This is a genomic window from Pseudomonas sp. PDM10 (genome assembly GCF_014852295.1).
GTDB lineage: Bacteria > Pseudomonadota > Gammaproteobacteria > Pseudomonadales > Pseudomonadaceae > Aquipseudomonas.
On sequence record NZ_JACVBJ010000001.1, the window covers coordinates 834014 to 859169 of the forward strand.

The following is a 25156-nucleotide window of genomic DNA, read 5'->3' on the forward strand; positions in this document are numbered from 1 at the left end:
CCCACATTTGACCGAGTTATCCGGACGAATGCGGTTCAATGTGGGAGCGGCGGTGCGGCGATCCGACTTGCTCGCGAAGGCGGCAGTTGCACCACCACAAGACTCAAACCTGCCGCACTACAACGGCAAATGCCGACTCAGCAACGCCCGCAACGCCGCCGGTTTCACCGGTTTAGCCAGGTAATCCAGCCCCGCCGCATGCACCTGGGCCACCGTCTCCGGTCGCCCATCGGCGCTGATCACTACCCCTGGCACTGGCTCACCCAATCGGGTTCGCAGCCATGCCATCAGTTCGGTCCCGGTCTCGCCATCGTCCAGGTGGTAATCCACCAGCGCCAATTGCGGTCGCATCCCGTCGCTGAGCAGCGCCGCGCATTCATCGCGGTTGCGCGCGGTCCAGACCTGACAACCCCAGCGCGTGAGCAAGCTGTTCATGCCGATCAGGATGCTGTCTTCGTTGTCGATGCACAGTACCTGCGAGCCGCTCAGCAATTTGCCATTGAGCTCGGCGACCTTGGTCGGGATCGCGGTTTGCGCCCGAGCCAACGGCACGCTGACGCTGAACACGCTGCCGCGCCCCGGCCAGGAGCGTACGCGCAAGGTATGACCGAGCACGCGACACAACCCGTCGGCGATCGCCAGGCCCAGCCCCAGGCCTTTCTCAGCACGCGTCTGGTGGCTGTCGAGGCGTTTGAATTCTTCGAAAATGACCTGCTGTTTATCCAACGGAATGCCCGGACCACGGTCCCAGACTTCCAGACACAGCTCGCCCTTGCGTCGGCGAACCCCTAGCAGCACTGGCCCTTTGGCGTAACGGAAGGCATTGGTCAGGAAGTTCTGCAGGATTCGTCGCAACAGTTTGATGTCGCTGTCGACGCGCAACGCACTGCCCCTGACGCGGAATTTCAGTCCTTGGTCGAGGGCCAGCGCCTTGAACTCGGCACCGAGGACGTCGAACATCTCATTGAGCACGAACGGTTTGGGATCAGGGTTGATCTTGCCGTTCTCCAGGCGGGAAATGTCCAGCAGGTCGCTGATCAAGTCCTCGGCCGAGCGCAGTGAAGTGTCCAGATGATGGACCAGTTTCTGCGCCTCAGCGGAGAGGCCATCGTCCTGGTGGGAAAGGGCGGCCGAGAACAGTCGCGCCGCGTTCAATGGTTGCATCAAGTCGTGGCTGACCGCCGCCAGGAAACGGGTTTTCGACTGGTTGGCCGATTCCGCGGTGCCCTTTGCTTCGGTCAACGCGAGGTTGAGTTGCGACAGTTCGTGGGTCCGCTCGGTGACCCGACGCTCCAGGCCCTCGTTGGCTTCGGTCAGCGCTTGCTCAGCCTCGCGGAACGCGGTGATGTCGGTGAAACTCATGACGAAACCGCCGCCTGGCATCGGGTTGCCGATCAGCTCGATCACACGGCCATTGGGGAAAAGTCTTTCAGAGGTGTGGGCGCGTCCCTGACGCATCCAGTGCAAGCGTCGTGCGACGTGCACTTCGGCTTCGCCGGGACCGCACAGGCCGCGCTCGGCGTTGTAGCGAATGATGTCGGCAATCGGCCGGCCAAGCCTGATCAGTCCATCCGGGTAGTTGAACAGCTCCAGATAGCGCCGGTTCCAGGCCACCAGTTTCAGCGACTGGTCGACCACACTGATGCCTTGGGTGATGTTCTCGATTGCGCCTTGCAGCAGCGCGCGGTTGAATTGCAGTACTTCCGAGGCTTCGTCGGCGATTCGGACGACGTCCTCGAGTTGCATTTCCCTACCTTCGATGGCGGCTTTTACCACCGCACGGGTCGAAGAAGCGCCGAGCACACCGGCCAGCAAACGTTCGGTATGGGCGATCCATTCACCGTCGGCATTCTGGTTCGGGTTGAAGCCTTTGCCCTGACGGTAGGCAAAGCGGATAAAACTCTGACGGGCGCGTTCTTCGCCGACGAAGCGTGCGGCCAGCTGCAACAAATCGTCGATCTGCACCGACAGCATCGAACGGGCGCTGGGGCGGGCGCTGATTTCCTGACCGATGAAGCGACCCGCCTGCCAATGTTCCGAAACCCTAGTGCGCGACAGCACCGACACCCAGGCGAACAGTGTGAAGTTGCCCGCAAGCGACAGCACCACGCCTTGGGTCAGCGGGGTAATCGGCAGGTGCAACGGGTTGCTGTGTAACCAGGCCAGGCCCGGGAAACTGCTCAACGACAAGCCGAGGCTGTTGGCGGCAATCGGCAGGATCAAGGTGTAGAACCACAGGAATGTCCCGGCGGCGAGACCGGCGAACACACCGCGACGATTGGCCTGTTTCCAGTACAGCGCGCCGAGCATGGCCGGGGCCAGTTGGGTCACGGCGGCGAAGGCGATCTGGCCGATGGTCGCCAGGCTCGCCGTCGAGCCGAGCAGGCGATAACTGACGTAGGCCAGCAGCAGAATCACCACAATGCTCACTCGGCGCACCGAGAGCATCCACTGGCGGAACACTTCAAACGGCCGCTCGGCATTGTTGCGCCGCAGCAGCCATGGCAACAGCATGTCGTTGGAGACCATGGTCGACAACGCCACGCTGGCGACAATCACCATGCCGGTCGCCGCCGAGGCGCCACCGATAAACGCCAGCATTGCCAGGGCAGGATGGGCTTGAGCCAGCGGCAGGCTGATGACAAAAGAGTCCGGCAGCACCGAACTCGGCAGCAGCATCTGACCGGCGAGGGCGATAGGAACGACGAACAGCGCTGCCAGCGCCAGATAGGCTGGAAACACCCATTTGGCCAGGCGCAGATCCTGGGGGTCGATGTTTTCCACCACGGTCACGTGGAACTGCCGGGGCAGGCAGATGATTGCCATCATTGCCACGCCGGTCTGCACCACCATCGACGGCCAGTTGATGGTTTCCTTCCAATACTCTTCGAGGCGCGGGGCGAGCATGGCCTGGTCGAACAGGTCGTCGAAACCGTCGTACAGGCCGTAGGTCACGAACGCGCCGACCGCGAGAAAGGCAAACAACTTGACCAGGGATTCGAACGCAATCGCCAGCACCATGCCGCGGTGGTGTTCCGTGGCGTCGAGGTTGCGGGTGCCGAAGACGATGGTGAACAGCGCCAGCACCAGCGACACGATCAATGCCGTGTCCTGGGCGCGTGTGCCCATGGCGTCGGCACCGGCGCCGATCAGCAAGTTCACCCCGAGCACGATGCCCTTGAGTTGCAGCGCGATGTAGGGCAACACGCCGACCAGGCAGATCAGCGCCACCACCACCGCCAGCGACTGGGATTTGCCATAACGCGCGGCGATGAAGTCGGCGATGGAGGTGATGTTCTCCTGTTTGCTGATCATCACCATTTTTTGCAGGACCCACGGCGCGCACACCAGCAGCAGGATCGGCCCGAGGTAGATCGGCAGGAACGACCAGAGTTGTTCGGCGGCCTGGCCCACGGCGCCAAAGAAGGTCCAGCTGGTGCAATAGACGGCCAGCGACAGGCTATACACCCAGGCGCGCACTCGCGGCGGCAACGGTGCGCTGCGACGGTCGCCGTAGAAGGCGATGGCGAACATGATGGCCATATAGGCCAGGGCGACGGCGGCGATCAGCCCGCTGGACAGCGACATGGGAACTCCAGACAAAAGACACCCGGGACTCCCGCCCGGACAGACAGTCTCGCACGATGGCAGGGGTTAGTCAGTGTCGACCAAGGTCGCGGCGTGGCGGGGTGTCGCAGGCGGTGTGCCAGTTGGATCTTGGGTGTTTGGGCTGGCCTCATCGCGAGCAGGCTCGCTCCCACACTGGATCTATGTTGGGCACAAATTACGCGTCCACTGAAGATCAACTGTGGGAGCGAGCCTGCTCGCGATGGCGGTATTACTGACTCAGCGCAATCTCGATCAACCGATGCAACTCCTCAACCTCCAGCGGCGCCGCTGAAAACAGGATGCGAAACACCGTCGGCGCCGCCACCAGGTTGATCAGCCGATCAACGTTCGGCTTCGGCTGATCGGGGTAACGATCCAGAATCGTCTGCAACTGCCCGCCTATGATTGTCGCGCAAAGGGCCGGCGTGGTGCTGCATTGCACGTCGCGCAACATGTTGCGGCCGGGCTCGGTACTCATCTCGTCCAGATACTGCTCGGCCCAGGCGCGCACGTCACCGCGCAGGCTGCCGGTATTGGCCGGCTCGCTCTCGGGGCGCATGCGGGCGAGGGCGACGTCCGCCAACAACACCGACAAATCGCCCCAGCGCCGGTAGATAGTCGACGGCGTGACGCCGGCGCGCGCGGCGATTTGCGGGACGGTCACGGTGGTGCGGTCCTGCTCTTCGAGGAGATCGCGGACTGCCGAGTGAACCGACTCTTGCACCCGGGCGCTTCTGCCGCCAGGGCGTAACCCTTCTTTAATAGCCATGCATCGGACCTTAACACAAAGAATTTGCTTTAAGCGTTGGTCAGTAGCACACTCCGCAAAGCAAAAAGTTAGCTTTTGCGGAGTATGCTCAATGTCCAGTTCAACGTCTAATCGTTCAAGCCTGTGGTTCCTGGCGATCACCTTACTCAGTTTTCTTGCAGCGTCCACGGCGCCGACGCCGTTGTATCACCTGTACCAGGAACACCTGCAATTCTCGGCAGCGACCCTGACCCTGATTTTCGGCGTGTACGCCATCAGCTTGCTGGCGGCATTGCTCACGGTCGGTTCGCTCTCGGATTACCTGGGGCGCAAACCGGTGATCTTCACTGCTGTGATGTTGAACATGCTGGCGATGCTACTGTTTATCAATGCAGACAGTGTCGCCTGGTTGATCAGTGCACGAGTGCTTCAAGGTTTTGCTACGGGGATGGCCACTGCCGTGCTGAGTGCGGCGCTGTTGGACACTGATCGTCAGCAAGGGCCGCTGGTCAACAGTGTGGCGCCGTTGCTGGGCATGGCGGCGGGCGCGATGGGCTGCGGCTTGTTGGCTGAGTTTGCACCCCTGCCGTTGCAGTTGACCTATTGGGTGCTGTTCGCGCTGTTTGTGATGCAAGCGCTTTACGTCTGGCGTTTGCCGGAAAGCGTCAGCCCCCAACCGGGAGCCTGGGCTTCGCTGCGCCCGACACTGCATGTGCCGATCCAGGCGCGACGTGCGTTGTGGCTGGTGCTGCCGATCAACATCTCGGTGTGGGCGCTCGGTGGTTTTTACGCTTCCTTGGCGCCGTCTCTGGTGCGCACGGCCACGGGATCGACCTCAAATCTGATTGGCGGTGCGACGGTGGCCGTGTTGACGGTGACCGGCGCGTTGATGATCTACACCCTGCGCGATCGGCCGGCCGACAAGGTCTTGCGCCTGGGTGGCAGTTTGCTGCCGGCCGGCGTCGCACTGATTCTGCTGGCGGTGCACAGCGCCAGCCTGCCACTGTTTTTCGTCGGGACACTGGTGGCCGGATGCGGTTTCGGCGCCGGTTTCCTCGGTGCATTGCGCAGCGTCGTGCCGCTGGCCTTACCCCATGAACGGGCAGGGTTGATGTCGGCTTACTATGTGCTCAGTTATCTGGCGTTCTGCTTGCCGTCGTTGCTGGCCGGGAACTTGACCCGGACCTTCGGGCTGGTGGCCACCACCGATGGTTACGGTGCGGTGCTGATTACGCTCTCGGTCGGCGCTTTGTTCGCGTTGTTGCGTCAGCAGTCCATGAAAGTCTGTGGCGTCGATGTTCGATGACCGTTAGCCTTGGCACCGCCCTGCCTTTCGACGGACCGACGCATGAAAATCATCCGCAGCAAATCCTTCACCGCTGACCGTGCCTGGGGCGCTTTGGACATCGCCAACATGAATGGCATCACCACACGTTTGCACTGGACCGATCAGCCCTATAAATGGCACATCAATGATGGGCAGGAAGTGTTCGTGGTATTGGATGGCGTTGTGCAGATGCGCTATCGCGAAGCAGGTCAGGAGAAAGAAGTGGAGTTGGGCGTAGGCGATATCTTCTATGCCGACGTCGGAACCGAACACGTAGCCCATCCGCAGGGTGCGGCAAGAATCCTGGTGATCGAAACTGAAGGCAGCGTCTGACGCTATATCTGCAAAACAGATAACAGTTAGAGATATTACCCGTTATATCGATATTCGATTCGGATCTACCATGGGCTCCACCTCAACAGAGGACAGGAGTTCACCATGACATGCCCCAACACTGCCCCAGCCGGTTTCAAACCCTTCAGTCATTTGCAGCACCCGCGTGAAGTCATCCGCCAGTTCACCCCGAACTGGTTCGCCGCCACCATGGGCACCGGCGTGCTGGCGTTAGCGTTGGCGCAGCTGCCTGGCGCCAATGCCGGTTTGCACGCAATTGCCGAAGCCCTTTGGTTGTTCAATATCGCCCTGTTCGTTTTGTTCACGGCGCTATACGCGGCGCGTTGGGCGTTGTTTTTCGATGAGGCGCGGCGGATTTTCGGTCACTCCACGGTCTCGATGTTTTTCGGCACGATCCCCATGGGCCTGGCGACCCTCATTAATGGCTTCCTGGTGTTCGGTCTGCCGCGTTGGGGCGAGGGCGTGATTCATCTCGCCGAGGTGCTGTGGTGGCTGGATGTGGCGATGTCTGTGGCGTGCGGTGTGCTGATTCCCTACCTGATGTTCACCCGTCAGGAACACAGCATCGACCAGATGACCGCCGTCTGGCTGTTGCCGGTGGTGGCGGCAGAAGTGGCGGCTGCCAGCGGTGGTCTGTTGGCGCCGCACCTGGTCGATGCCCATTCGCAACTGGTGGTGCTGGTGACCAGCTACGTGCTCTGGGCCTTTTCCCTGCCGGTGGCATTCAGCATTCTCACCATTCTGTTGCTGCGCATGGCGCTGCATAAATTGCCCCACAAAAACATGGCCGCCTCCAGCTGGCTGGCGCTGGGGCCGATCGGCACCGGGGCGCTGGGCATGTTGCTGTTGGGCGCCGACGCGCCGGCGATCTTTGCGGTCAACGGTCTGCCGGGCATCGGTGAAATCGCCGCAGGGCTGGGGTTGGTGGCCGGGATCACCCTGTGGGGCTTTGGTCTGTGGTGGATGCTGATCGCGGTGCTCATCACCCTGCGTTACCTGCGCGTCGGTATTCCGTTCAATCTCGGCTGGTGGGGTTTTACCTTCCCGTTGGGCGTCTATTCACTGGCGACATTGAAACTGGCCAGCACCTTGAACCTGACGTTTTTCAGTGCCTTCGGCTGCGTGCTGGTGGTGTTGCTGGCGGCGATGTGGCTGATCGTCACCAAACGGACAGTGCAGGGCGCCTGGCGGGGTGAGTTATTTGTCTCGCCGTGCATTGCAGGATTAAACAAATAACCTGCAAAGTTTAGGTAATGTGTGGCCTGGATCGTCGTTGGATATTCCAATAACTGCATCCACGCCACTCTCTACCCAACATCAGGGACACATGGAAGATGAGTCACCCCTCACAGTTCACCTTGCTTCGCACCCGGCGCTTCCTGCCGTTCTTCGTCACGCAGTCGCTTGGGGCGTTCAACGACAACATCTTCAAGCAGTCGCTGATTCTCGCCATTCTCTACAAGTTGACGATCGACGGTGACCGCTCGATTTGGGTCAACCTGTGCGCGCTGCTGTTCATCCTGCCGTTCTTCCTGTTCTCGGCACTGGCCGGGCAGTTCGGGGAGAAGTTCGCCAAGGACGCGCTGATTCGTCTGATCAAGCTCGGGGAAATCGCCATCATGGCGGTCGGCGCGGTCGGTTTCATGTTCGATCACCTGTCGCTGATGCTGGTGGCGCTGTTCGCCATGGGCACTCACTCGGCGCTGTTCGGGCCGGTGAAATACTCGATCCTGCCCCAGGCCTTGCGTGACGAAGAGCTGGTGGGTGGCAACGGCCTGGTGGAAATGGGCACCTTCCTGGCGATCCTCGCCGGCACCATCGGTGCCGGGATCATGATGTCCTCCAGTCATTACGCGCCGATCGTCTCCACGGCGATCATCGGTGTTGCGGTGCTCGGCTATCTGGCCAGTCGCAGCATTCCACGGGCCGCGGCCGCCTCCCCGGAAATGCGCCTGAACTGGAACATTTTCAGCCAGTCCTGGGCCACGTTGAAGCTGGGCTTGGGGCAGACTCCGGCGGTGTCACGCTCGATTGTCGGCAACTCGTGGTTCTGGTTTGTCGGGGCGATTTATCTGACGCAGATCCCGGCCTATGCCAAGGAGTGGATGCACGGCGACGAAACCGTGGTGACGCTGATTCTTACGGTGTTCTCGGTCGGTATTGCACTCGGTTCGATGCTTTGCGAGAAACTGTCCGGCCGCAAAGTCGAAATCGGTCTGGTGCCGTTCGGCTCTTTCGGTCTGACCGTGTTTGGTTTGCTGCTGTGGTGGCATTCCGGCGGAATTCCGGACAGCGTTGCAGGCCATGGCTGGATCGAAGTCCTGGGTTTTGGCCATGCCTGGCTGGTGTTGATCGACATTCTGGGGCTTGGGGTGTTCGGCGGTTTCTACATCGTGCCGCTCTACGCGTTGATTCAGTCGCGTACCCCGGAGAACGAGCGGGCGCGGGTGATTGCCGCCAACAATATTCTCAATGCGCTGTTCATGGTGGTCTCGGCGATTGTCTCGATCGTCTTGCTGAGCATGGTCAAGCTGTCGATCCCGCAGCTGTTCCTGGTGGTGTCGCTGCTGAACATCGGCGTCAACGCTTACATCTTCAGCATCGTCCCCGAGTTCGGCATGCGCTTCATGATCTGGCTGCTCAGCCATTCCATGTACCGCGTGGAGCATCGCAATCTGCAGCTGATTCCCGATGAAGGCGCGGCGTTGCTGGTGTGCAATCACGTGTCCTTCGTCGATGCGTTGCTGATTGGCGGCGCGGTGCGTCGGCCGATTCGCTTTGTGATGTATTACAAGATCTACAACTTGCCAGTGCTGAACTTCATCTTCCGCACAGCCGGGACCATTCCGATCGCCGGGCGTCAGGAAGACATTCAGATCTACGAAAAAGCCTTCACGCGCATTGCTCAGTATCTGAAAGACGGCGAGTTGGTGTGCATCTTCCCGGAGGGCAAATTGACTGCCGATGGCGAGATCAACGAGTTCAAGGGCGGGCTGACGCGGATTCTCGAAGAGACGCCGGTACCGGTGATTCCGTTGGCATTGCAGGGGTTGTGGGGGAGTTTCTTCAGCCGCGATCCGCAAAAGGGCGTGTTTCGCCGGTTGTGGTCACGGGTGACGCTGGTGGCAGGTCCTGCTGTGTCGGTTGAGGCGGCAGAGCCAGCCAGGTTGCAAGGGATGGTGGGCGAATTGCGCGGCGCAGTACGCTGATTCCTGTCGTGGCGGGCCGCTAACCCAGCGTGCCCGCTCCGGGCATTCAGCCCGCCATCGCCAACCGGTTACGTCCCTCGCGCTTGGCCACATACAACGCACTGTCGGCCCGTCGCAACAGGCTTTCGGCAGATTCGCCGGGCAATAGCGTCGAGCAGCCAAGGCTGACCGTCAGCTCGGTCACATGGCCATCGGCCAAATAATCCTCTGCCTGCACTGCAAATCGCAGCCGTTCGCCAACCATGGCTGCCGCCTCACGACTCGTGTTGGACAGCAGGATCAGGAACTCTTCGCCACCAAAGCGGAAGACCATGTCCACGTTGCGCAACTGGTTTTTGATCGAGGCTGCAACGGCCTTGAGCACGTCATCGCCGGCGCTGTGTCCGTGGTTGTCGTTGATGCGTTTGAAGTGATCGATGTCCAGCATCAGCAGCGACAAGGGTTGCAGATGCCGACGCGACATCTCGATTTCCCTTTTCAGGGTCTGATCCATGGCAATACGGTTGCCGGTGCCCGTCAGCGGATCGCGCAAGGCGCTTTGGGTGGCGGCGCGGTAGAGCAGGGCATTGCGCATCGGATACAGCAATGCGGACAGCAGTGACTCGAGGTTGCCTTGTTCCTGCTCACTGAAACGCTGATTGCGGCGGAATACCAGTTCGCCCAGATTCTCGCCTTCGTGGCTGAGGCTGTAGCTGATCGAGTGATGGCCGCGCAGGCCGAACTCCAGGCGCAAGTCGCTGGCCGGGTGCTCGTACGTCAAGGCGTCAAGCGGTACTAGTCGCTGAATCTCACGGAAGAACAGCCCGAGAATGCGTTGCGGCTCAAGACTGGTTTGCAGCTGCAGACTGAGTTGCTGGCGCAGTTGCGAAAGGCTGACGGGCCTCTCGATGAGGGTAGGCTGCTGACCAAAGCCCAGGCGTTGCAATTTGGCGCTATCGAAGTCAATTGCGTTGGTCTGGGAAGGTGATTTCATATGGCGTGCACCCCTAAGCAGTAAGGCTGTCTTACAGGCTGGGTGAGAGCGGCTTTGGGCTGCGCGTCATACTGGTCCATCAGTCCCGTAGGACATTTGGCCCAAGTTTAGTCCGCTTTGCCGACGATAAGTAATCTGTCGGCTCAGGCGTCCGCCCGTTTGCTTTCACACTGCGTGTCTGAGCAAATTTAGAGCGAAAGTCGTGCCATTCAGTTCAGTCGGATAAAAAACGTTTTAAATCAAAGAGTTGAAGCTATTGATGGGGGGTGTCGCGTGGTTTTGTGACAGTTGGTTGACGTGTGATGGGGAAGGTTGCGACGCATTTGTATGCCGCGGCGGGAAGCCGTCGCGGCACAAAAGCGACGCGCGGGCGTTACTGAGCGTTGAACGCCTGGCCATTGATGCCGGTGCTGTCCGGACCCATCAGGTAGAGGTAGACCGGCATGATCTCCTCGGGCGTCGGGTTGTTCAGCGGGTTTTCCCCCGGGTAAGCCTGGGCGCGCATGCTGGTGCGGGTGGCGCCTGGGTTGATGCTGTTGGAGCGCACCGGTGCCACGGTGTCGACTTCGTCGGCCAGGGTTTGCATCAAGCCTTCGGTGGCGAACTTGGACACGCCGTAAGCGCCCCAATACGCACGCCCCTTGCGGCCGACGCTGCTGGAGGTGAACACCACCGAGGCGTCCTGGGACAGCTTGAGCAGTGGCAGCAGGGTGCTGGTGAGCATGAACATGGCATTGACGTTGACTTGCATGACACGCATGAAGTTTTCGCCGGACAGCTGCTCGATCGGCGTACGTGGGCCAATGATCGACGCGTTGTGCAGCAAACCGTCGAGATGGCCGAATTCGGTTTCGATCATCGCTGCCAGCTCATCGTATTGATGGGGCAGGGCGGTTTCCAGGTTGAACGGGATCACGGCCGGCTGTGGATGGCCGGCGGCTTCGATTTCGTCGTAGACCTGAGTCAGGTTGGCTTCGGTCTTGCCCAGTAACAGCACAGTGGCACCGTGCGCGGCAAAGGTTTTCGCAGCGGCAGCGCCGATGCCACGGCCAGCGCCGGTGACCAGGATGACCCGGTCCTTGAGCAATTCTGGGCGGGCGGAATAATCAAACATTAAAAACCTCACAACAATTCAATAGGCAGGCATCGCACTGGTGACGCGGGAGCTTCTGTGGCGAGGGGATTTATCCCCGTTCGGCTGCGCAGCAGTCGTAAATCATTGAATGCCGCATATCTGACTCACCGCAATGACCGGTTTGGGGCCGCTTCGCGGCCCAACGGGGATAAATCCCCTCGCCACAAAAGCATCTTGCAGCCAGTCAGGTCAGCAGCTGCACAGCGCGCTATCAAGCACTTTGCGCAACTCCAGCGGATGATCGACCACTACATCCGCGCCCCAATGCCGCGGGTTATCCTCCGGATGAATGTAGCCATAGGTCACCGCGGCCGTTCTGGTGCCCGCGTCGCGACCGGATTCGATATCGCGCAAGTCATCACCCACAAACAACACGCTGGCCGGATCGAGGTCGAGCATCTTGCACGCGAGGATCAACGGCTCGGGGTCCGGTTTGCTGTTCTTCACATGGTCCGGGCAGATCAACAACGCCGAGCGCTCGGCCAGGCCAAGCTGCTGCATGATCGGCTCGGCGAACCGCAGCGGCTTGTTGGTGACCACGCCCCAGATCAGGTTGGCCTTTTCGATGTCGGCCAGCAGTTCGCCCATGCCGTCGAAGAGTTTGCTGTGAACCGCGCAACCGGCGAGGTAACGCTCGAGGAACTCCAGGCGCAATTCCTCGAAACCCGGTGTTTCCGGGTCCATGGAGAAGGTCACCGCGACCATCGCCTTGGCGCCGCCGGAGATCTCGTCGCGAATGTGTTTGTCGTTCATCGGCGGCAAGCCGCGATCGGCGCGCATCGCCTGACAGATCGCAATAAAGTCCGGCGCGGTGTCGAGCAGGGTGCCGTCCATGTCGAAAAGAACTGCTCTGATACGCATCGGCTTACTCCTCGCGCAGGGTCTGGATCATGTAGTTGACGTCCACGTCGGAGGCCAGTTTGTAGTGCTTGGTCAGCGGGTTATAGGTCAGGCCGATGATGTCCTTGACGGTCAGGCCAGCCATGCGGCTCCAGGCACCCAGCTCGGACGGGCGGATGAATTTCTTGAAATCGTGGGTGCCGCGCGGCAGCAGCTTCATGATGTATTCCGCGCCGACGATGGCGAACAGGTACGCCTTCGGGTTGCGGTTGATGGTGGAAAAGAACACCTGGCCACCGGGCTTGACCATACGGAAGCAGGCGCGGATCACCGAGGACGGGTCCGGCACGTGCTCGAGCATTTCCAGGCACGTGACCACGTCGAACTGCTCGGGCATTTCTTCAGCCAGCGCTTCGGCGGTGATCTGCCGGTATTCGACGCTCACGCCGGATTCCAGTTGATGCAGTTGCGCGACCGCCAGCGGTGCTTCGCCCATGTCGATGCCCATGACGGTAGCGCCGCGCTGGGCCATGGCTTCGCTGAGAATGCCGCCGCCGCAACCGATGTCGAGGACTTTCTTGCCGGCCAGGTTGACCCGTTCGTCAATCCAGTTGACCCGCAGCGGGTTGATGTCGTGCAGCGGTTTGAACTCGCTTTCGCGGTCCCACCAGCGATGGGCCAGGGCTTCGAATTTGGCGATTTCGGCGTAGTCGACGTTGCTCATGGTTAAGTCCTCTAAAACTTGAAAAATCCTGTTGCCCCGGTGGTAAGTCCGGGGTGCTTACGATTCGGTATGGCCGCTGATGCGCTGGCCCCACGCCTTGGCGGTGGCGCAGAGTTGTTCTTCATCCAGGCGGGTCAGGCGGCGGTCGTCGAGCAGTTGCTTGCCGGCGACCCAAAGGTGTTTCACGCAATCACGGCCGGTGGCATATATAAGCTGCGAAATCGGGTCGTAGACCGGTTGCTGCGCCAGGCCGGAGAGGTCGAACGCGACGATGTCTGCCGCTTTGCCGACTTCCAGCGATCCCGTTTCGGATTCAATGCCCAGCGCGCGGGCGCCATTGAGCGTGGCCATGCGCAGGGCGCGATGGGCATCCAGCGCGGTGGCCGAGCCGGCGACGGCTTTGGCCAATAAGGCGGCGGTGCGGGTTTCGCCGAGCAAGTCCAGGTCATTGTTGCTGGCCGAGCCATCGGTGCCGACCGCCACATTGACGCCCGCCTGCCATAAGCGCTCCACCGGGCAGAACCCGCTGGCCAGCTTCAGGTTCGACTCCGGGCAATGAATCACGTTGGTGTTACTTTCTACCAGCAACACCATGTCTTCATCGCTGATCTGAGTCATGTGGACGGCCTGGAAGCGCGGCCCCAGCAAGCCCAGGCGCCCGAGGCGGGCCAACGGGCGCTCGCCGCGCTGCTCGACGGATTGCTGCACTTCATAAGCCGTTTCATGCACGTGCATATGGATCGAGGCGTCCAGCTCTTCGGTGATCACCCGGATTTTTTCCAGGTTCTCGTCGCCCACGGTGTAGGGTGCATGGGGGCCGAAGGTGACTTTGATACGCTCGTGGTGCTTGAGATCGTTGAACAGTTCGACGCCCTGACGAATGGCTTCATCCGTCGTGCTGGCGCCCGGGATCGGGAAATCGAGGATCGGAATGGCGATTTGCGCACGGATGCCGCTGTTATGGACGCGCTCGCTGGCAACCTTCGGGAAGAAATACATGTCAGAGAAGCAGGTGATGCCACCTTTGATCTGCTCGGCAATCGCCAGGTCGGTGCCGTCACGTACGAAAGCTTCATCGACCCACTTGGCTTCGGCCGGCCAAATGTGGTTTTCCAGCCAGGCCATCAGGGGCAGATCATCGGCCAGGCCACGGAACAGTGTCATCGCCGCATGACCGTGGGCATTGATCAAGCCGGGGCAGAGCAACATGTCTGGCAATTCGCGGACTTCGATTGCGTTAAGCTTCAGCGCAGCCGAGCGTGGGCCGATAAATACGATGCGTCCGTCGCGGATGCCCAGGGCGTGCTCTTTGAGGACAACGCCAGCGGGTTCGACGGGTACCAGCCAGGTCGGCAGCAATAGCAAGTCGAGCGCAGCGGCAGTGTTCGGCATCGAGAATCGGTTCCAGAGCTTTTGTAAAGGATGGCGAAGTATACCCGAGCGTCTTCGCGGGGGGATCGCTATAATCGACGGCTTTTGTTCATGTGTGCGGGGTGAGGGATGCGCGATCGACTGTTGGCTGCGGAGAAAGTAAAGGCCATCGATTGGCGTGATGGCGCCCTTTACCTGCTGGATCAGCGTATTTTGCCGTTCGAGGAAACCTGGATCGCCTACACCAGCGCTGCTGGCGTGGCCGAGGCCATTCGTTCGATGGTGGTGCGCGGCGCGCCGGCGATTGGCATCAGTACCGCCTATGGCGTTGTGCTGGCGGCCCGCGCGCGGTTTGCCGAGGGCGGTGACTGGCAGGCGGCGCTGGAAGAGGATTTCGCGCTGCTGGCCGATTCCCGTCCGACCGCGGTCAACCTGTTCTGGGCCCTGGGCCGCATGCGCGACCGGCTTGAACGTCTGAAGGATCACGCCGATCCGATGGCGGTACTGGAGGCGGAGGCTATCGCCATTCATGAGAGTGATCGCGAAGCCAACCTGACCATGGCGCAACTGGGTGTGGACCTGATCCGCAAGCACCAGGGCAACGCCCAGGCGATCCTGACTCACTGCAACACCGGTGCACTGGCCACCGGCGGCTTTGGCACGGCGCTTGGCGTCATTCGTGGCGCATTCATAGAGGGTATGGTCGAACGCGTCTACGCCAACGAAACCCGTCCATGGCTGCAAGGTTCGCGATTGACCGCATGGGAACTGTCCAACGAAGGCATCCCCGTCACACTCAATGCCGACTCCGCCGCCGCCCACATCATGAAGACCAAGGGCATTACCTGGGTGATCGTCGGCGCTGACCGGATCACCGCCAATGGTGACGTGGCCAACAAGATCGGCACCTATCAGCTGGCGGTGAACGCCATGCACCACGGCGTGCGCTTCATGGTGGTGGCGCCGAGTTCGACCATCGACATGAACCTGGCCAGCGGTGATGACATTCCGATTGAAGAGCGCGATGGTCGCGAGTTGCTGGAAGTCGGCGGCAAGCGGGTCGGGGCGGATGTCGATGCGTTCAACCCGGTGTTCGACGTGACCCCGGCTGACTTGATCGATGCGATCATCACTGAAAAAGGCATCGTCGAGCGCCCGGATACCGCGAAAATGGCGCAGTTGATGTGCCGCAAGCGTTTGCATTAAAGATTTCTGGCGCCTGATAGGCCGCTATCGCGAGCAGGCTCGCTCCCACAGGGGATTTGTGACTGTCCCAGATCCAGTGTGGGAGCGAGCCTGCTCGCGATGGGGCCCTGATAGTCAACAAATATGCTTCATTCACCCCTGATATTTTCCTCTGAGCCTCTCTCGTCCCCTTTCAGCCTGTCACCGGTCAACTAACTACACTCCATGCGCATCAGGGGGATAGGTGCGTGGCGGCTCTTGTGATAACATCCGGCGGTTTCCAAGGTAGCCCGATGTGGCTGCCTTTACTGCGCAGATCCATGGCATAACTCGTTGATTTGTCGTAAGTCGGTGCATGGCACTCAGCCTGCAGCGGCGAGCTTCGTTCGTCCCATATGGATGTGACGAAGTTTCACCAGAAAAAGGAATCAGGCTTCTCATGGGCGAACTGGCCAAAGAAATCCTCCCGGTCAATATCGAAGACGAGCTGAAGCAGTCCTACCTCGACTACGCGATGAGCGTAATTGTCGGGCGGGCACTGCCGGATGCGCGCGATGGCTTGAAGCCCGTGCACCGGCGTGTGCTGTTCGCGATGAGCGAGCTGGGCAACGACTTCAACAAGCCGTACAAGAAATCTGCCCGTGTTGTCGGTGACGTGATCGGTAAGTATCACCCTCACGGTGATACCGCGGTGTACGACACCATCGTTCGGATGGCGCAGCCATTCTCGCTGCGTTACCTGCTGGTAGACGGTCAGGGCAACTTCGGTTCCGTGGACGGCGACAACGCCGCCGCCATGCGATACACCGAAGTGCGCATGACCAAGCTGGCGCACGAGCTGCTGGCTGACCTGCACAAAGAAACCGTGGACTGGGTGCCGAACTACGACGGCACCGAAATGATCCCGGCGGTCATGCCGACCCGTATTCCCAACCTGTTGGTCAACGGCTCCAGCGGTATCGCCGTGGGCATGGCGACCAACATCCCGCCGCACAACCTCGGTGAAGTCATCGACGGTTGCCTGGCGCTCATCGACAACCCTGAGTTGACCATCGATGAGCTGATGCAATACATCCCTGGTCCGGACTTCCCGACCGCTGCGATCATCAACGGTCGCGCCGGCATCATCGAAGCCTACCGCACCGGTCGTGGCCGCATTTACATGCGCGCCCGCTCGATAATCGAAGACATCGACAAGGTCGGTGGCCGTCAGCAGATCGTCATCACCGAACTCCCTTACCAGTTGAACAAGGCCCGTCTGATCGAGAAGATCGCCGAGCTGGTAAAAGAGAAGAAGCTCGAAGGCATCACCGAACTGCGCGACGAGTCCGACAAGGACGGTATGCGCGTCGTGATCGAGCTGCGTCGCGGTGAAGTGCCTGAGGTGATTCTCAACAACCTCTACGCCCAGACCCAGCTGCAAGCGGTGTTCGGTATCAACATCGTCGCGCTGATCGACGGCCGTCCGCGGATCCTGAACCTCAAGGACCTGCTGGAAGCCTTCGTTCGTCACCGTCGCGAAGTGGTTACCCGCCGTACCGTGTTCGAACTGCGTAAAGCCCGCGAACGTGGTCACATACTGGAAGGTCAAGCGGTTGCCCTGTCGAACATCGACCCGGTCATCGCCCTGATCAAAGCCTCGCCAACGCCGTCGGAAGCCAAGGAAGCGCTGATCAAGACGGCGTGGGAATCCTCCGCCGTGGTCGCGATGGTTGAGCGTGCCGGTGCCGATTCGTGCCGTCCAGAGACCCTGGACCCGCAATACGGTTTGCGCGAAGGCAAGTACTTCCTGTCGCCGGAACAGGCGCAAGCCATTCTGGAACTGCGTCTGCACCGTCTGACCGGTCTGGAACACGAAAAGCTGCTGGCCGAGTATCAAGAGATCCTCAACCAGATCGGCGAACTGATCCGCATCCTCAGCAGCGCCACGCGCCTGATGGAAGTGATCCGCGAAGAGCTGGAAGTGATCCGCGCCGAATACGGCGACGTGCGCCGCACCGAGATTCTCGATGCCCGCCTCGACCTGACCCTGGGTGACATGATCCCGGAAGAAGAGCGCGTCGTGACCATTTCCCACGGTGGCTACGCCAAGACCCAGCCATTGGCTGCGTACCAGGCTCAGCGTCGTGGCGGTAAAGGCAAATCGGCTACCGGCGTCAAGGATGAGGACTACATCGCTCACCTGCTGGTTGCCAACAGCCACACCACGCTGCTGCTGTTCTCCAGCAAAGGTAAAGTGTACTGGCTGAAAACCTACGAAATCCCGGAAGCGTCCCGCGCTGCCCGTGGTCGTCCGCTGGTCAACCTGCTGCCGCTGGACAGTGATGAATACATCACCACCATGCTGCCGGTCGACGAATACACCGAAGGTCACTTCATCTTCATGGCCACTGCCAAAGGCACCGTGAAGAAGACCCCGCTGGAATCCTTCAGCCGTCAACGCAGCGTCGGTCTGATCGCGCTGGAGCTGGAAGAAGGCGATGTGCTGATTTCTGCTTCCATTACCGATGGCAGTCGCGAAGTCATGCTGTTCTCCGACGGCGGCAAGGTCACTCGCTTCAAGGAAACCGACGTTCGCGCCATGGGCCGTACCGCTCGCGGTGTCCGCGGCATGCGTCTGCCGGAAGGCCAGAAGCTGATTTCCATGCTGATCCCAGAAGAAGGCAGCCAGATCCTCACCGCTTCGGCCCGTGGTTTCGGCAAGCGCACGGCGATCACCGAGTTCCCAGAGTACAAACGTGGCGGTCAGGGCGTTATCGCCATGGTCAGCAACGACCGTAACGGCCGTCTGGTCGGTGCAGTCCAGGTGCTCGACGGCGAGGAAATCATGCTGATTTCCGACCAGGGCACCCTGGTGCGTACTCGTGTCGACGAAGTCTCCAGTCTGGGTCGTAATACCCAGGGCGTGACCCTCATCAAACTGGCCAGCGATGAAACGCTGGTAGGTCTGGAGCGGGTTCAGGAGCCGTCGGAAGTCGAAGGCGAAGAACTGGAAGAAGGTGAAGAGGGTGCAGTGTTCGACGGCGAAGTCGTAATCGACGACGTTGTCGAAGACCAGCAACTCGACGCCGCAGCCGACGAAGAACCGCAGGAATAAGCGGACAGACAGGGGGCGGATGAGAATTCGCCCCCTTGTTGTTTGTTCGCAATGAAATATCGACACCCACTACGATCCCTTGTGGGAGCGAGCCTGCTCGCGAAGACGGACTGACATTCAGCAAAGATGTCGCCTGTTACACCGCTTTCGCGAGCAGGCTCGCTCCCACAGATGTTTGTTTCAGCAGGGACCCGTGTCGACTGATAATGCATTTATTGCGTGTTACCTCAAATCAGAGCGAGATTGGATGTGAGCAAGAGAGCCTATAACTTCTGTGCCGGTCCTGCGGCACTTCCCGAAGCTGTCCTGCAGCGCGCCCAGGGTGAACTCCTTGATTGGCACGGCAAGGGTCTGTCGGTCATGGAAATGAGCCATCGCAGTGATGAGTTCGTGTCCATCGCCACCAAGGCCGAGCAGGATCTGCGTGATCTGCTGAATATCCCCTCGAACTATAAAGTGCTGTTTCTGCAAGGTGGCGCCAGCCAGCAATTTGCTCAGATTCCTCTGAACCTGTTGCCGGAAAGCGGCACCGCCGACTATATCGACACCGGTATCTGGTCGCAGAAGGCCATCGAAGAAGCTTCGCGCTACGGAAACGTCAACGTTGCCGCTACCGCCAAGCCTTACGACTATTTCGCTATTCCCGGTCAGAACGAATGGAACCTGTCGAAAGATGCGGCCTACGTTCACTACGCACCGAACGAAACCATCGGTGGCCTGGAATTCAACTGGGTTCCGGAAACCGGTGACGTTCCGCTGGTCGCCGACATGTCGTCCGACATTCTCTCGCGTCCGATCGATGTTTCGCGCTTCGGCATGATCTACGCCGGCGCGCAGAAGAACATCGGCCCGAGCGGCATCGTCGTCAACATCGTTCGCGAAGACCTGCTGGGTCACGCCCGTTCCCTGTGCCCGACCATGCTCAACTACAAGGTCGCGGCCGACAACGGCTCGATGTACAACACTCCGCCAACCCTGGCCTGGTACCTCTCGGGTCTGGTATTCGAGTGGCTGAAAGAGCAGGGTGGTGTTGAAGCCATCGGCAAGCTCAACGAAGTGAAACAGCGCACGCTGTACGACTTCATCGACGCCAGCGGCTTGTACAGCAACCCGATCAACAAGTCGGATCGATCGTGGATGAACGTGCCGTTCCGCCTGGCTGACGATCGTCTCGACAAGCCATTCCTGGCCGGTGCCGAAGCGCGTGGCCTGTTGAACCTCAAGGGTCACCGTTCCGTGGGTGGCATGCGTGCCTCCATCTATAACGCCGTCGACATCGTTGCGGTCAACGCACTGATTTCGTACATGGCAGAGTTCGAGAAGGAACACGGTTAATGTCTGAGCAAGAACTCAAGGCACTGCGCCTGCGCATTGATGCCCTGGACGAGAAAGTCCTGGAGCTGATCAGTGAGCGCGCACGCTGCGCCCAGGAAGTTGCGCGAGTAAAGATGGCCTCGCTGGCCGAAGGCGAAGTGCCGGTGTTCTATCGTCCTGAGCGTGAAGCTCAGGTGCTCAAGCGCGTCATGGAGCGTAACCAGGGGCCGCTGGGCAACGAAGAGATGGCGCGGCTGTTCCGCGAAATCATGTCCTCGTGCCTGGCCCTCGAGCAGCCGCTGAAAGTGGCTTACCTCGGCCCTGAAGGCACGTTCACCCAAGCCGCAGCCATGAAGCACTTCGGTCACGCCGTGATCAGCAAGCCGATGGCGGCGATTGACGAAGTGTTCCGTGAAGTGGCAGCCGGTGCGGTGAATTTTGGCGTGGTCCCGGTGGAAAACTCCACTGAGGGCGCGGTCAACCACACCCTCGACAGCTTCCTCGAACACGACATGGTGATCTGTGGCGAAGTCGAGCTGCGGATTCACCACCACCTGTTGGTCGGTGAAAACACCAAGACCGACAGCATCAGCCGCATCTATTCCCACGCCCAGTCCCTGGCCCAGTGCCGCAAGTGGCTGGACGCGCATTACCCGAATGTCGAGCGCGTGGCGGTGTCCAGCAACGCCGAAGCGGCCAAGCGGGTCAAGGGTGAGTGGAACTCGGCAGCGATTGCCGGCGACATGGCCGCAGGCTTGTACGGGCTGACCCGTCTGGCCGAGAAAATCGAGGATCGCCCGGACAACTCCACGCGATTCCTGATCATCGGCAGCCAGGAAGTGCCGCCGACCGGCGACGACAAGACTTCGATCATCGTCTCCATGAGCAACAAGCCCGGCGCACTTCACGAGTTGCTGGTGCCGTTCCACGACAACGGCATCGACCTGACGCGAATCGAGACGCGTCCCTCGCGCAGCGGTAAATGGACCTACGTGTTCTTCATCGACTTCGTCGGCCACCACCGCGACCCGCTGGTTAAAGGTGTGTTGGAAAAGATCAGTCAGGAAGCAGTGGCACTCAAAGTGCTGGGTTCCTACCCGAAAGCAGTTCTCTAAGGGCGGTAGCAAATGAGTGGTGACTTCCTCGCTCTGGCACAGCCGGGCGTGCAACAACTTTCGCCTTACGTTCCGGGCAAGCCCGTGGACGAACTGGCGCGCGAGCTGGACATCGATCCGGCCAGCATCGTCAAACTGGCCAGCAACGAAAACCCGTTGGGCGCCAGTCCCAAGGCTTTGGCAGCGATTCACGAAGCATTGGTCGAGCTGACCCGCTATCCGGACGGCAACGGTTTTGCGCTCAAGACCCTGCTGGCCGATCAATGCCGCGTCGAGCTCAATCAGGTGACGCTGGGCAACGGTTCCAACGACATTCTGGAACTGGTCGCCCGTGCCTATCTGGCGCCGGGTCTGAATGCGGTGTTCAGCGAGCACGCGTTTGCGGTCTATCCGATCGTCACCCAGGCCGTCGGCGCCCAAGCCAAAGTGATCCCGGCCAAAGACTGGGGTCACGATCTGCCGGCCATGCTGGCCGCGATCGATGCCGATACCCGCGTGGTGTTCATCGCCAACCCGAACAACCCGACCGGAACCTGGTTCGGCGCTGAAGCGCTGGACGAATTCCTGCAGGACGTTCCGGAACACGTGCTGGTGGTGCTGGACGAGGCCTACATCGAATACGCCGAAGGCAGCGATTTGCCGGATGGCCTGGACTTCCTGGCGGCTTATCCGAACCTGCTGGTGTCGCGCACATTCTCCAAAGCTTATGGCTTGGCGGCATTGCGGGTCGGCTATGGCTTGTCCACCGCTGTGGTCGCCGATGTGCTGAACCGCGTGCGTCAGCCGTTCAACGTCAACAGCCTGGCCTTGGCCGCTGCATGCGCTGCGCTGCAAGACGCCGAATACCTGGCCGAAAGCCGTCGCCTGAACGAATCCGGCATGCAGCAGCTGGAAGCGGGTTTCCGTGAGCTGGGGTTGAGCTGGATTCCGTCCAAGGGCAACTTCATCTGCGTCGATCTGGGTCGTGTTGCGGCTCCGGTCTTCCAGGGCTTGCTGCGCGAAGGCGTGATCGTGCGTCCGGTGGCCAATTACGGCATGCCGAATCACTTGCGCATCACCATCGGTCTGCCGGCGGAAAACAGCCGCTTCCTCGAAGCGCTGACCAAGGTTCTGGCTCGTGGTTGATGTCACTGCACTGCAATCTGCTGAACCTATGATCGGTCGCCTGGTGGTGGTCGGTCTGGGGCTGATCGGCGGTTCGTTTGCCAAGGGCTTGCGTGAAAGCGGCCTGTGCCGCGAAGTGGTCGGGGTCGATCTCGACCCGCAGTCGCGCAAGCTGGCGGTCGAGTTGGGTGTGGTGGATCGCTGTGAAGAAGATCTGGCCGCTGCTTGTCAGGGCGCCGACGTGATTCAGCTGGCCGTGCCGATCCTCGCCATGGAAAAAATGCTCGGCCGATTGGCCGGCATGGACCTGGGGCAAGCGATTCTGACCGACGTCGGCAGCGCCAAAGGCAATGTGGTGCGGGCGGCAACCGAGGCGTTTGGCGGCATGCCGTCGCGTTTCGTTCCGGGGCACCCGATTGCCGGTTCCGAGCAGAGCGGGGTGGAAGCCTCTAACTCAGAGCTGTTCCGTCGCCATAAAGTGATTTTGACGCCGCTGGATCAAACTGATCCGGCAGCGCTGGCAGTGGTCGACCGGTTGTGGCGCGAATTGGGTGCCGATGTCGAGCACATGCAGGTTGAGCGTCATGACGAAGTGTTGGCGGCGACCAGCCATTTGCCGCACTTGTTGGCGTTCGGTTTGGTCGATTCGTTGGCCAAGCGCAATGAAAACCTTGAGATCTTCCGTTACGCTGCGGGCGGTTTCCGCGATTTCACAAGAATTGCGGGTAGCGACCCGGTCATGTGGCACGACATCTTCCTCGCCAACCGCGAAGCTGTCCTGCGCACACTCGATACATTTCGCAGCGATCTCGACGCCTTGCGCGACGCGGTCGATGCAGGGGATGGGCACCAATTGTTGGGCGTGTTCACTCGCGCCCGGGTTGCCCGCGAACATTTCAGTAAAATCCTGGCCCGCCGGGCTTATGTGGACGCTATGAATTCCAACGACCTGATTTTCCTGGCACAACCTGGTGGCCGCCTGACTGGGCGGATTCGAGTACCGGGCGACAAATCGATTTCCCACCGTTCGATCATGCTCGGCTCCCTGGCTGAAGGCGTTACCGAAGTGGAAGGTTTCCTCGAGGGCGAAGACGCCCTGGCAACCTTGCAGGCCTTCCGCGACATGGGCGTCGTGATCGAAGGTCCGCACCACGGTCGCGTGACCATTCACGGCGTTGGCCTGCATGGCTTGAAGGCTGCGCCGGGCCCGATCTATCTGGGCAACTCCGGCACTTCGATGCGTCTGCTGTCTGGCCTGTTGGCTGCGCAGAACTTCGACAGCACCCTGACGGGCGACGCTTCGCTGTCCAAGCGTCCGATGAATCGCGTGGCCAATCCGCTGCGTGAGATGGGCGCTGTGATCGAGACCGCTGCTGAAGGTCGTCCGCCGATGACCATTCGTGGCGGCAACAAGCTCAAAGGTCTGACCTACACCATGCCGATGGCCAGTGCCCAGGTTAAATCCTGCCTGCTGCTGGCGGGTCTGTACGCCGAAGGCAAGACCACCGTCACCGAGCCGGCGCCAACCCGTGATCACACCGAGCGCATGCTGCGTGGCTTCGGCTACCCGGTCACCGTCAACGGTGCGACCGCTTCGGTCGAGTCCGGCCACAAGCTGACCGCGACCCACATTGAAGTGCCGGGCGACATCTCGTCGTCGGCGTTCTTCCTGGTGGCCGCGTCGATCGCCGAAGGTTCGGAGCTGGTGCTTGAGCACGTCGGCATCAACCCGACCCGTACCGGTGTGATCGATATTCTGCGTCTGATGGGCGCTGACATCACCCTGGAAAACCAGCGTGAAGTCGGCGGTGAGCCGGTTGCGGATTTGCGCGTACGTGCAGCTAAACTCAAAGGTATCGAGATTCCCGAAGCGCTGGTTCCGCTGGCCATCGACGAATTTCCGGTGCTGTTCGTAGCCGCGGCCTGTGCCGAAGGGCGCACCATCCTGCGTGGCGCCGAAGAGCTGCGGGTTAAAGAGTCGGACCGGATTCAGGTCATGGCGGATGGCTTGCTGGCGCTTGGCGTCAAATGCGAACCGACCCCGGACGGCATCATCATCGACGGCGGCCAGATCGGCGGCGGCGAAGTGCACGGTCACGGCGATCACCGGATTGCCATGGCCTTCAGCGTGGCTTCGCTGCGCGCCACTGCACCGATCCGCATCCATGATTGCGCCAACGTCGCGACGTCGTTCCCGAACTTCCTCGCGCTGTGCGCGCAGGTCGGTATCCGTGTTGCACAAGAGGCTCAGTCGTGATTATCAAGCCACCGGTCATCACCATCGACGGCCCAAGCGGTTCGGGCAAAGGCACTATTGCCGGGATTCTGGCCAAGCGCCTGGGCTGGTGCCTGCTGGATTCCGGTGCGCTGTACCGTCTGCTGGCATTCGCCGCGCGTAATCATGGCGTCGATCTGACCAATGAAGAGTCGCTGAAGCTGCTAGCCGCTCATCTGGACGTGCAATTCGTCGGTGCGACCGAAGGTCATCCGCAGCGGATCATCCTCGAAGGTGACGATGTCACTGATGATTTGCGCAACGAACAAGTCGGCGCCTGGGCTTCCCAGGTCGCTGCACTGCCGGCGGTGCGTGATGCGCTGCTCCAGCGCCAGCGGGCGTTTCAGGAGGCTCCGGGTCTGGTGGCCGATGGTCGCGACATGGGCACGGTGGTTTTTCCGGATGCACCGCTGAAGATATTCCTCACTGCCAGTGCCGAGGAGCGTGCGCGCCGTCGATACTTGCAGTTGAAGGGCAAAGTCGATGGTGTTAGTCTGTCGAGTCTGCTAGATGAGATACGTGTCCGCGATGAGCGTGACACCCAGCGAGCGGTAGCCCCGCTCAAACCGGCGGCTGACGCCATACAGCTGGATTCCACGGAATTATCCATCGATCAGGTGCTGGAACGCATCATGAGCGAGATCGCCATTCGCGATATCGCCGGGTGACCAAGAAGCGACTCAGGGGACCAGTCATAGTCCTGCGTCGCTTCTTCAAATGAACATAACCCACGTCGTCTGGGATGTGGAGATGGGCGTATCCTTCGCCCTTATTCA

The 25156-nt window shown here is 60.5% G+C and carries 18 protein-coding genes; 11 read left to right on the top strand and 7 right to left on the bottom strand.

Going from position 1 to position 25156, the window contains the following annotated elements; all coding sequences use genetic code 11:
• Positions 1 to 117 precede the first annotated feature (117 nt).
• Positions 118 to 3588 (bottom strand): PAS domain-containing hybrid sensor histidine kinase/response regulator, encoded by a 3471-nt coding sequence (locus IB252_RS03980; RefSeq protein ID WP_192406914.1) that lies wholly within the window; start codon positions 3586 to 3588, stop codon positions 118 to 120.
• 250 nt (positions 3589 to 3838) lie between these two features.
• Entirely contained in the window at positions 3839 to 4378 is a 540-nt protein-coding gene (locus IB252_RS03985; protein WP_192406916.1) for a TetR/AcrR family transcriptional regulator, read from the bottom strand.
• Positions 4379 to 4469: 91 nt separating this feature from the next.
• On the opposite strand from IB252_RS03985, the gene IB252_RS03990 reads away from it, so the two are divergent.
• The 4 genes from IB252_RS03990 (at position 4470) to IB252_RS04005 (ending at position 9247) form a co-directional block, all read left to right on the top strand.
• Positions 4470 to 5663 (top strand): MFS transporter, encoded by a 1194-nt coding sequence (locus IB252_RS03990; RefSeq protein ID WP_192406918.1) that lies wholly within the window; start codon positions 4470 to 4472, stop codon positions 5661 to 5663.
• Positions 5664 to 5705: 42 nt separating this feature from the next.
• Positions 5706 to 6017, top strand: a complete 312-nt coding sequence (locus tag IB252_RS03995) for a cupin domain-containing protein (protein ID WP_008148700.1) — start codon at positions 5706 to 5708, stop codon at positions 6015 to 6017.
• Between the two features lie 105 nt (positions 6018 to 6122).
• Entirely contained in the window at positions 6123 to 7274 is a 1152-nt protein-coding gene (locus tag IB252_RS04000; protein ID WP_192406920.1) for a TDT family transporter, read from the top strand.
• A 98-nt stretch (positions 7275 to 7372) separates the two neighbouring features.
• Positions 7373 to 9247 carry an MFS transporter gene (locus IB252_RS04005; RefSeq protein WP_192406922.1) on the top strand — a complete coding sequence of 625 codons (1875 nt, stop codon included), beginning with the start codon at positions 7373 to 7375 and terminating at the stop codon, positions 9245 to 9247.
• Between the two features lie 46 nt (positions 9248 to 9293).
• Here the strand turns inward: IB252_RS04005 and IB252_RS04010 are convergent, their stop codons facing one another.
• The 5 genes from IB252_RS04010 to IB252_RS04030 all read right to left on the bottom strand — a co-directional run bounded on the left by IB252_RS04010 (position 9294) and on the right by IB252_RS04030 (position 14311).
• Positions 9294 to 10220, bottom strand: coding sequence for a GGDEF domain-containing protein (locus IB252_RS04010; RefSeq protein ID WP_111450718.1), 927 nt, complete (start codon positions 10218 to 10220; stop codon positions 9294 to 9296).
• 373 nt (positions 10221 to 10593) lie between these two features.
• A complete protein-coding gene (locus IB252_RS04015; RefSeq protein ID WP_074874751.1) occupies positions 10594 to 11334 on the bottom strand; it encodes a YciK family oxidoreductase in 741 nt (246 codons plus the stop codon).
• 210 nt (positions 11335 to 11544) lie between these two features.
• Positions 11545 to 12216 (bottom strand): N-acetylmuramic acid 6-phosphate phosphatase MupP, encoded by a 672-nt coding sequence (mupP, locus tag IB252_RS04020; RefSeq protein ID WP_111450717.1) that lies wholly within the window; start codon positions 12214 to 12216, stop codon positions 11545 to 11547.
• Positions 12217 to 12220: 4 nt separating this feature from the next.
• A complete protein-coding gene (ubiG, locus tag IB252_RS04025; RefSeq protein ID WP_008148706.1) occupies positions 12221 to 12919 on the bottom strand; it encodes a bifunctional 2-polyprenyl-6-hydroxyphenol methylase/3-demethylubiquinol 3-O-methyltransferase UbiG in 699 nt (232 codons plus the stop codon).
• Between the two features lie 57 nt (positions 12920 to 12976).
• Positions 12977 to 14311: a TRZ/ATZ family hydrolase gene (locus tag IB252_RS04030; RefSeq protein WP_192406923.1), complete on the bottom strand. Its 1335-nt coding sequence runs from the start codon at positions 14309 to 14311 to the stop codon at positions 12977 to 12979.
• 108 nt (positions 14312 to 14419) lie between these two features.
• Here IB252_RS04030 and mtnA point away from each other — a divergent pair, with 108 nt between their 5' ends.
• The 7 genes from mtnA to cmk all read left to right on the top strand — a co-directional run bounded on the left by mtnA (position 14420) and on the right by cmk (position 25048).
• Positions 14420 to 15496 carry an S-methyl-5-thioribose-1-phosphate isomerase gene (gene mtnA / locus IB252_RS04035; RefSeq protein WP_192406924.1) on the top strand — a complete coding sequence of 359 codons (1077 nt, stop codon included), beginning with the start codon at positions 14420 to 14422 and terminating at the stop codon, positions 15494 to 15496.
• Positions 15497 to 15914: 418 nt separating this feature from the next.
• Positions 15915 to 18572 carry a DNA gyrase subunit A gene (gyrA, locus tag IB252_RS04040; RefSeq protein ID WP_192406925.1) on the top strand — a complete coding sequence of 886 codons (2658 nt, stop codon included), beginning with the start codon at positions 15915 to 15917 and terminating at the stop codon, positions 18570 to 18572.
• A 249-nt stretch (positions 18573 to 18821) separates the two neighbouring features.
• Complete coding sequence (gene serC, locus IB252_RS04045; protein ID WP_192406927.1) at positions 18822 to 19907, top strand: 3-phosphoserine/phosphohydroxythreonine transaminase; 1086 nt, start codon at positions 18822 to 18824, stop codon at positions 19905 to 19907.
• A complete protein-coding gene (gene pheA, locus IB252_RS04050; protein WP_111450711.1) occupies positions 19907 to 21001 on the top strand; it encodes a prephenate dehydratase in 1095 nt (364 codons plus the stop codon). The genes serC and pheA overlap by 1 nt, the downstream gene beginning before the upstream one ends.
• Before the next feature lie 12 nt (positions 21002 to 21013).
• On the top strand, positions 21014 to 22126 hold the full coding sequence (hisC, locus tag IB252_RS04055) for a histidinol-phosphate transaminase (RefSeq protein ID WP_192406929.1): 1113 nt from the start codon (positions 21014 to 21016) through the stop codon (positions 22124 to 22126).
• A gap of 28 nt (positions 22127 to 22154) precedes the next feature.
• Positions 22155 to 24362, top strand: coding sequence for a bifunctional prephenate dehydrogenase/3-phosphoshikimate 1-carboxyvinyltransferase (locus tag IB252_RS04060; protein WP_263864868.1), 2208 nt, complete (start codon positions 22155 to 22157; stop codon positions 24360 to 24362).
• Positions 24359 to 25048: a (d)CMP kinase gene (gene cmk / locus IB252_RS04065; RefSeq protein WP_008148720.1), complete on the top strand. Its 690-nt coding sequence runs from the start codon at positions 24359 to 24361 to the stop codon at positions 25046 to 25048. The genes IB252_RS04060 and cmk overlap by 4 nt, the downstream gene beginning before the upstream one ends.
• Positions 25049 to 25156 lie beyond the last annotated feature (108 nt).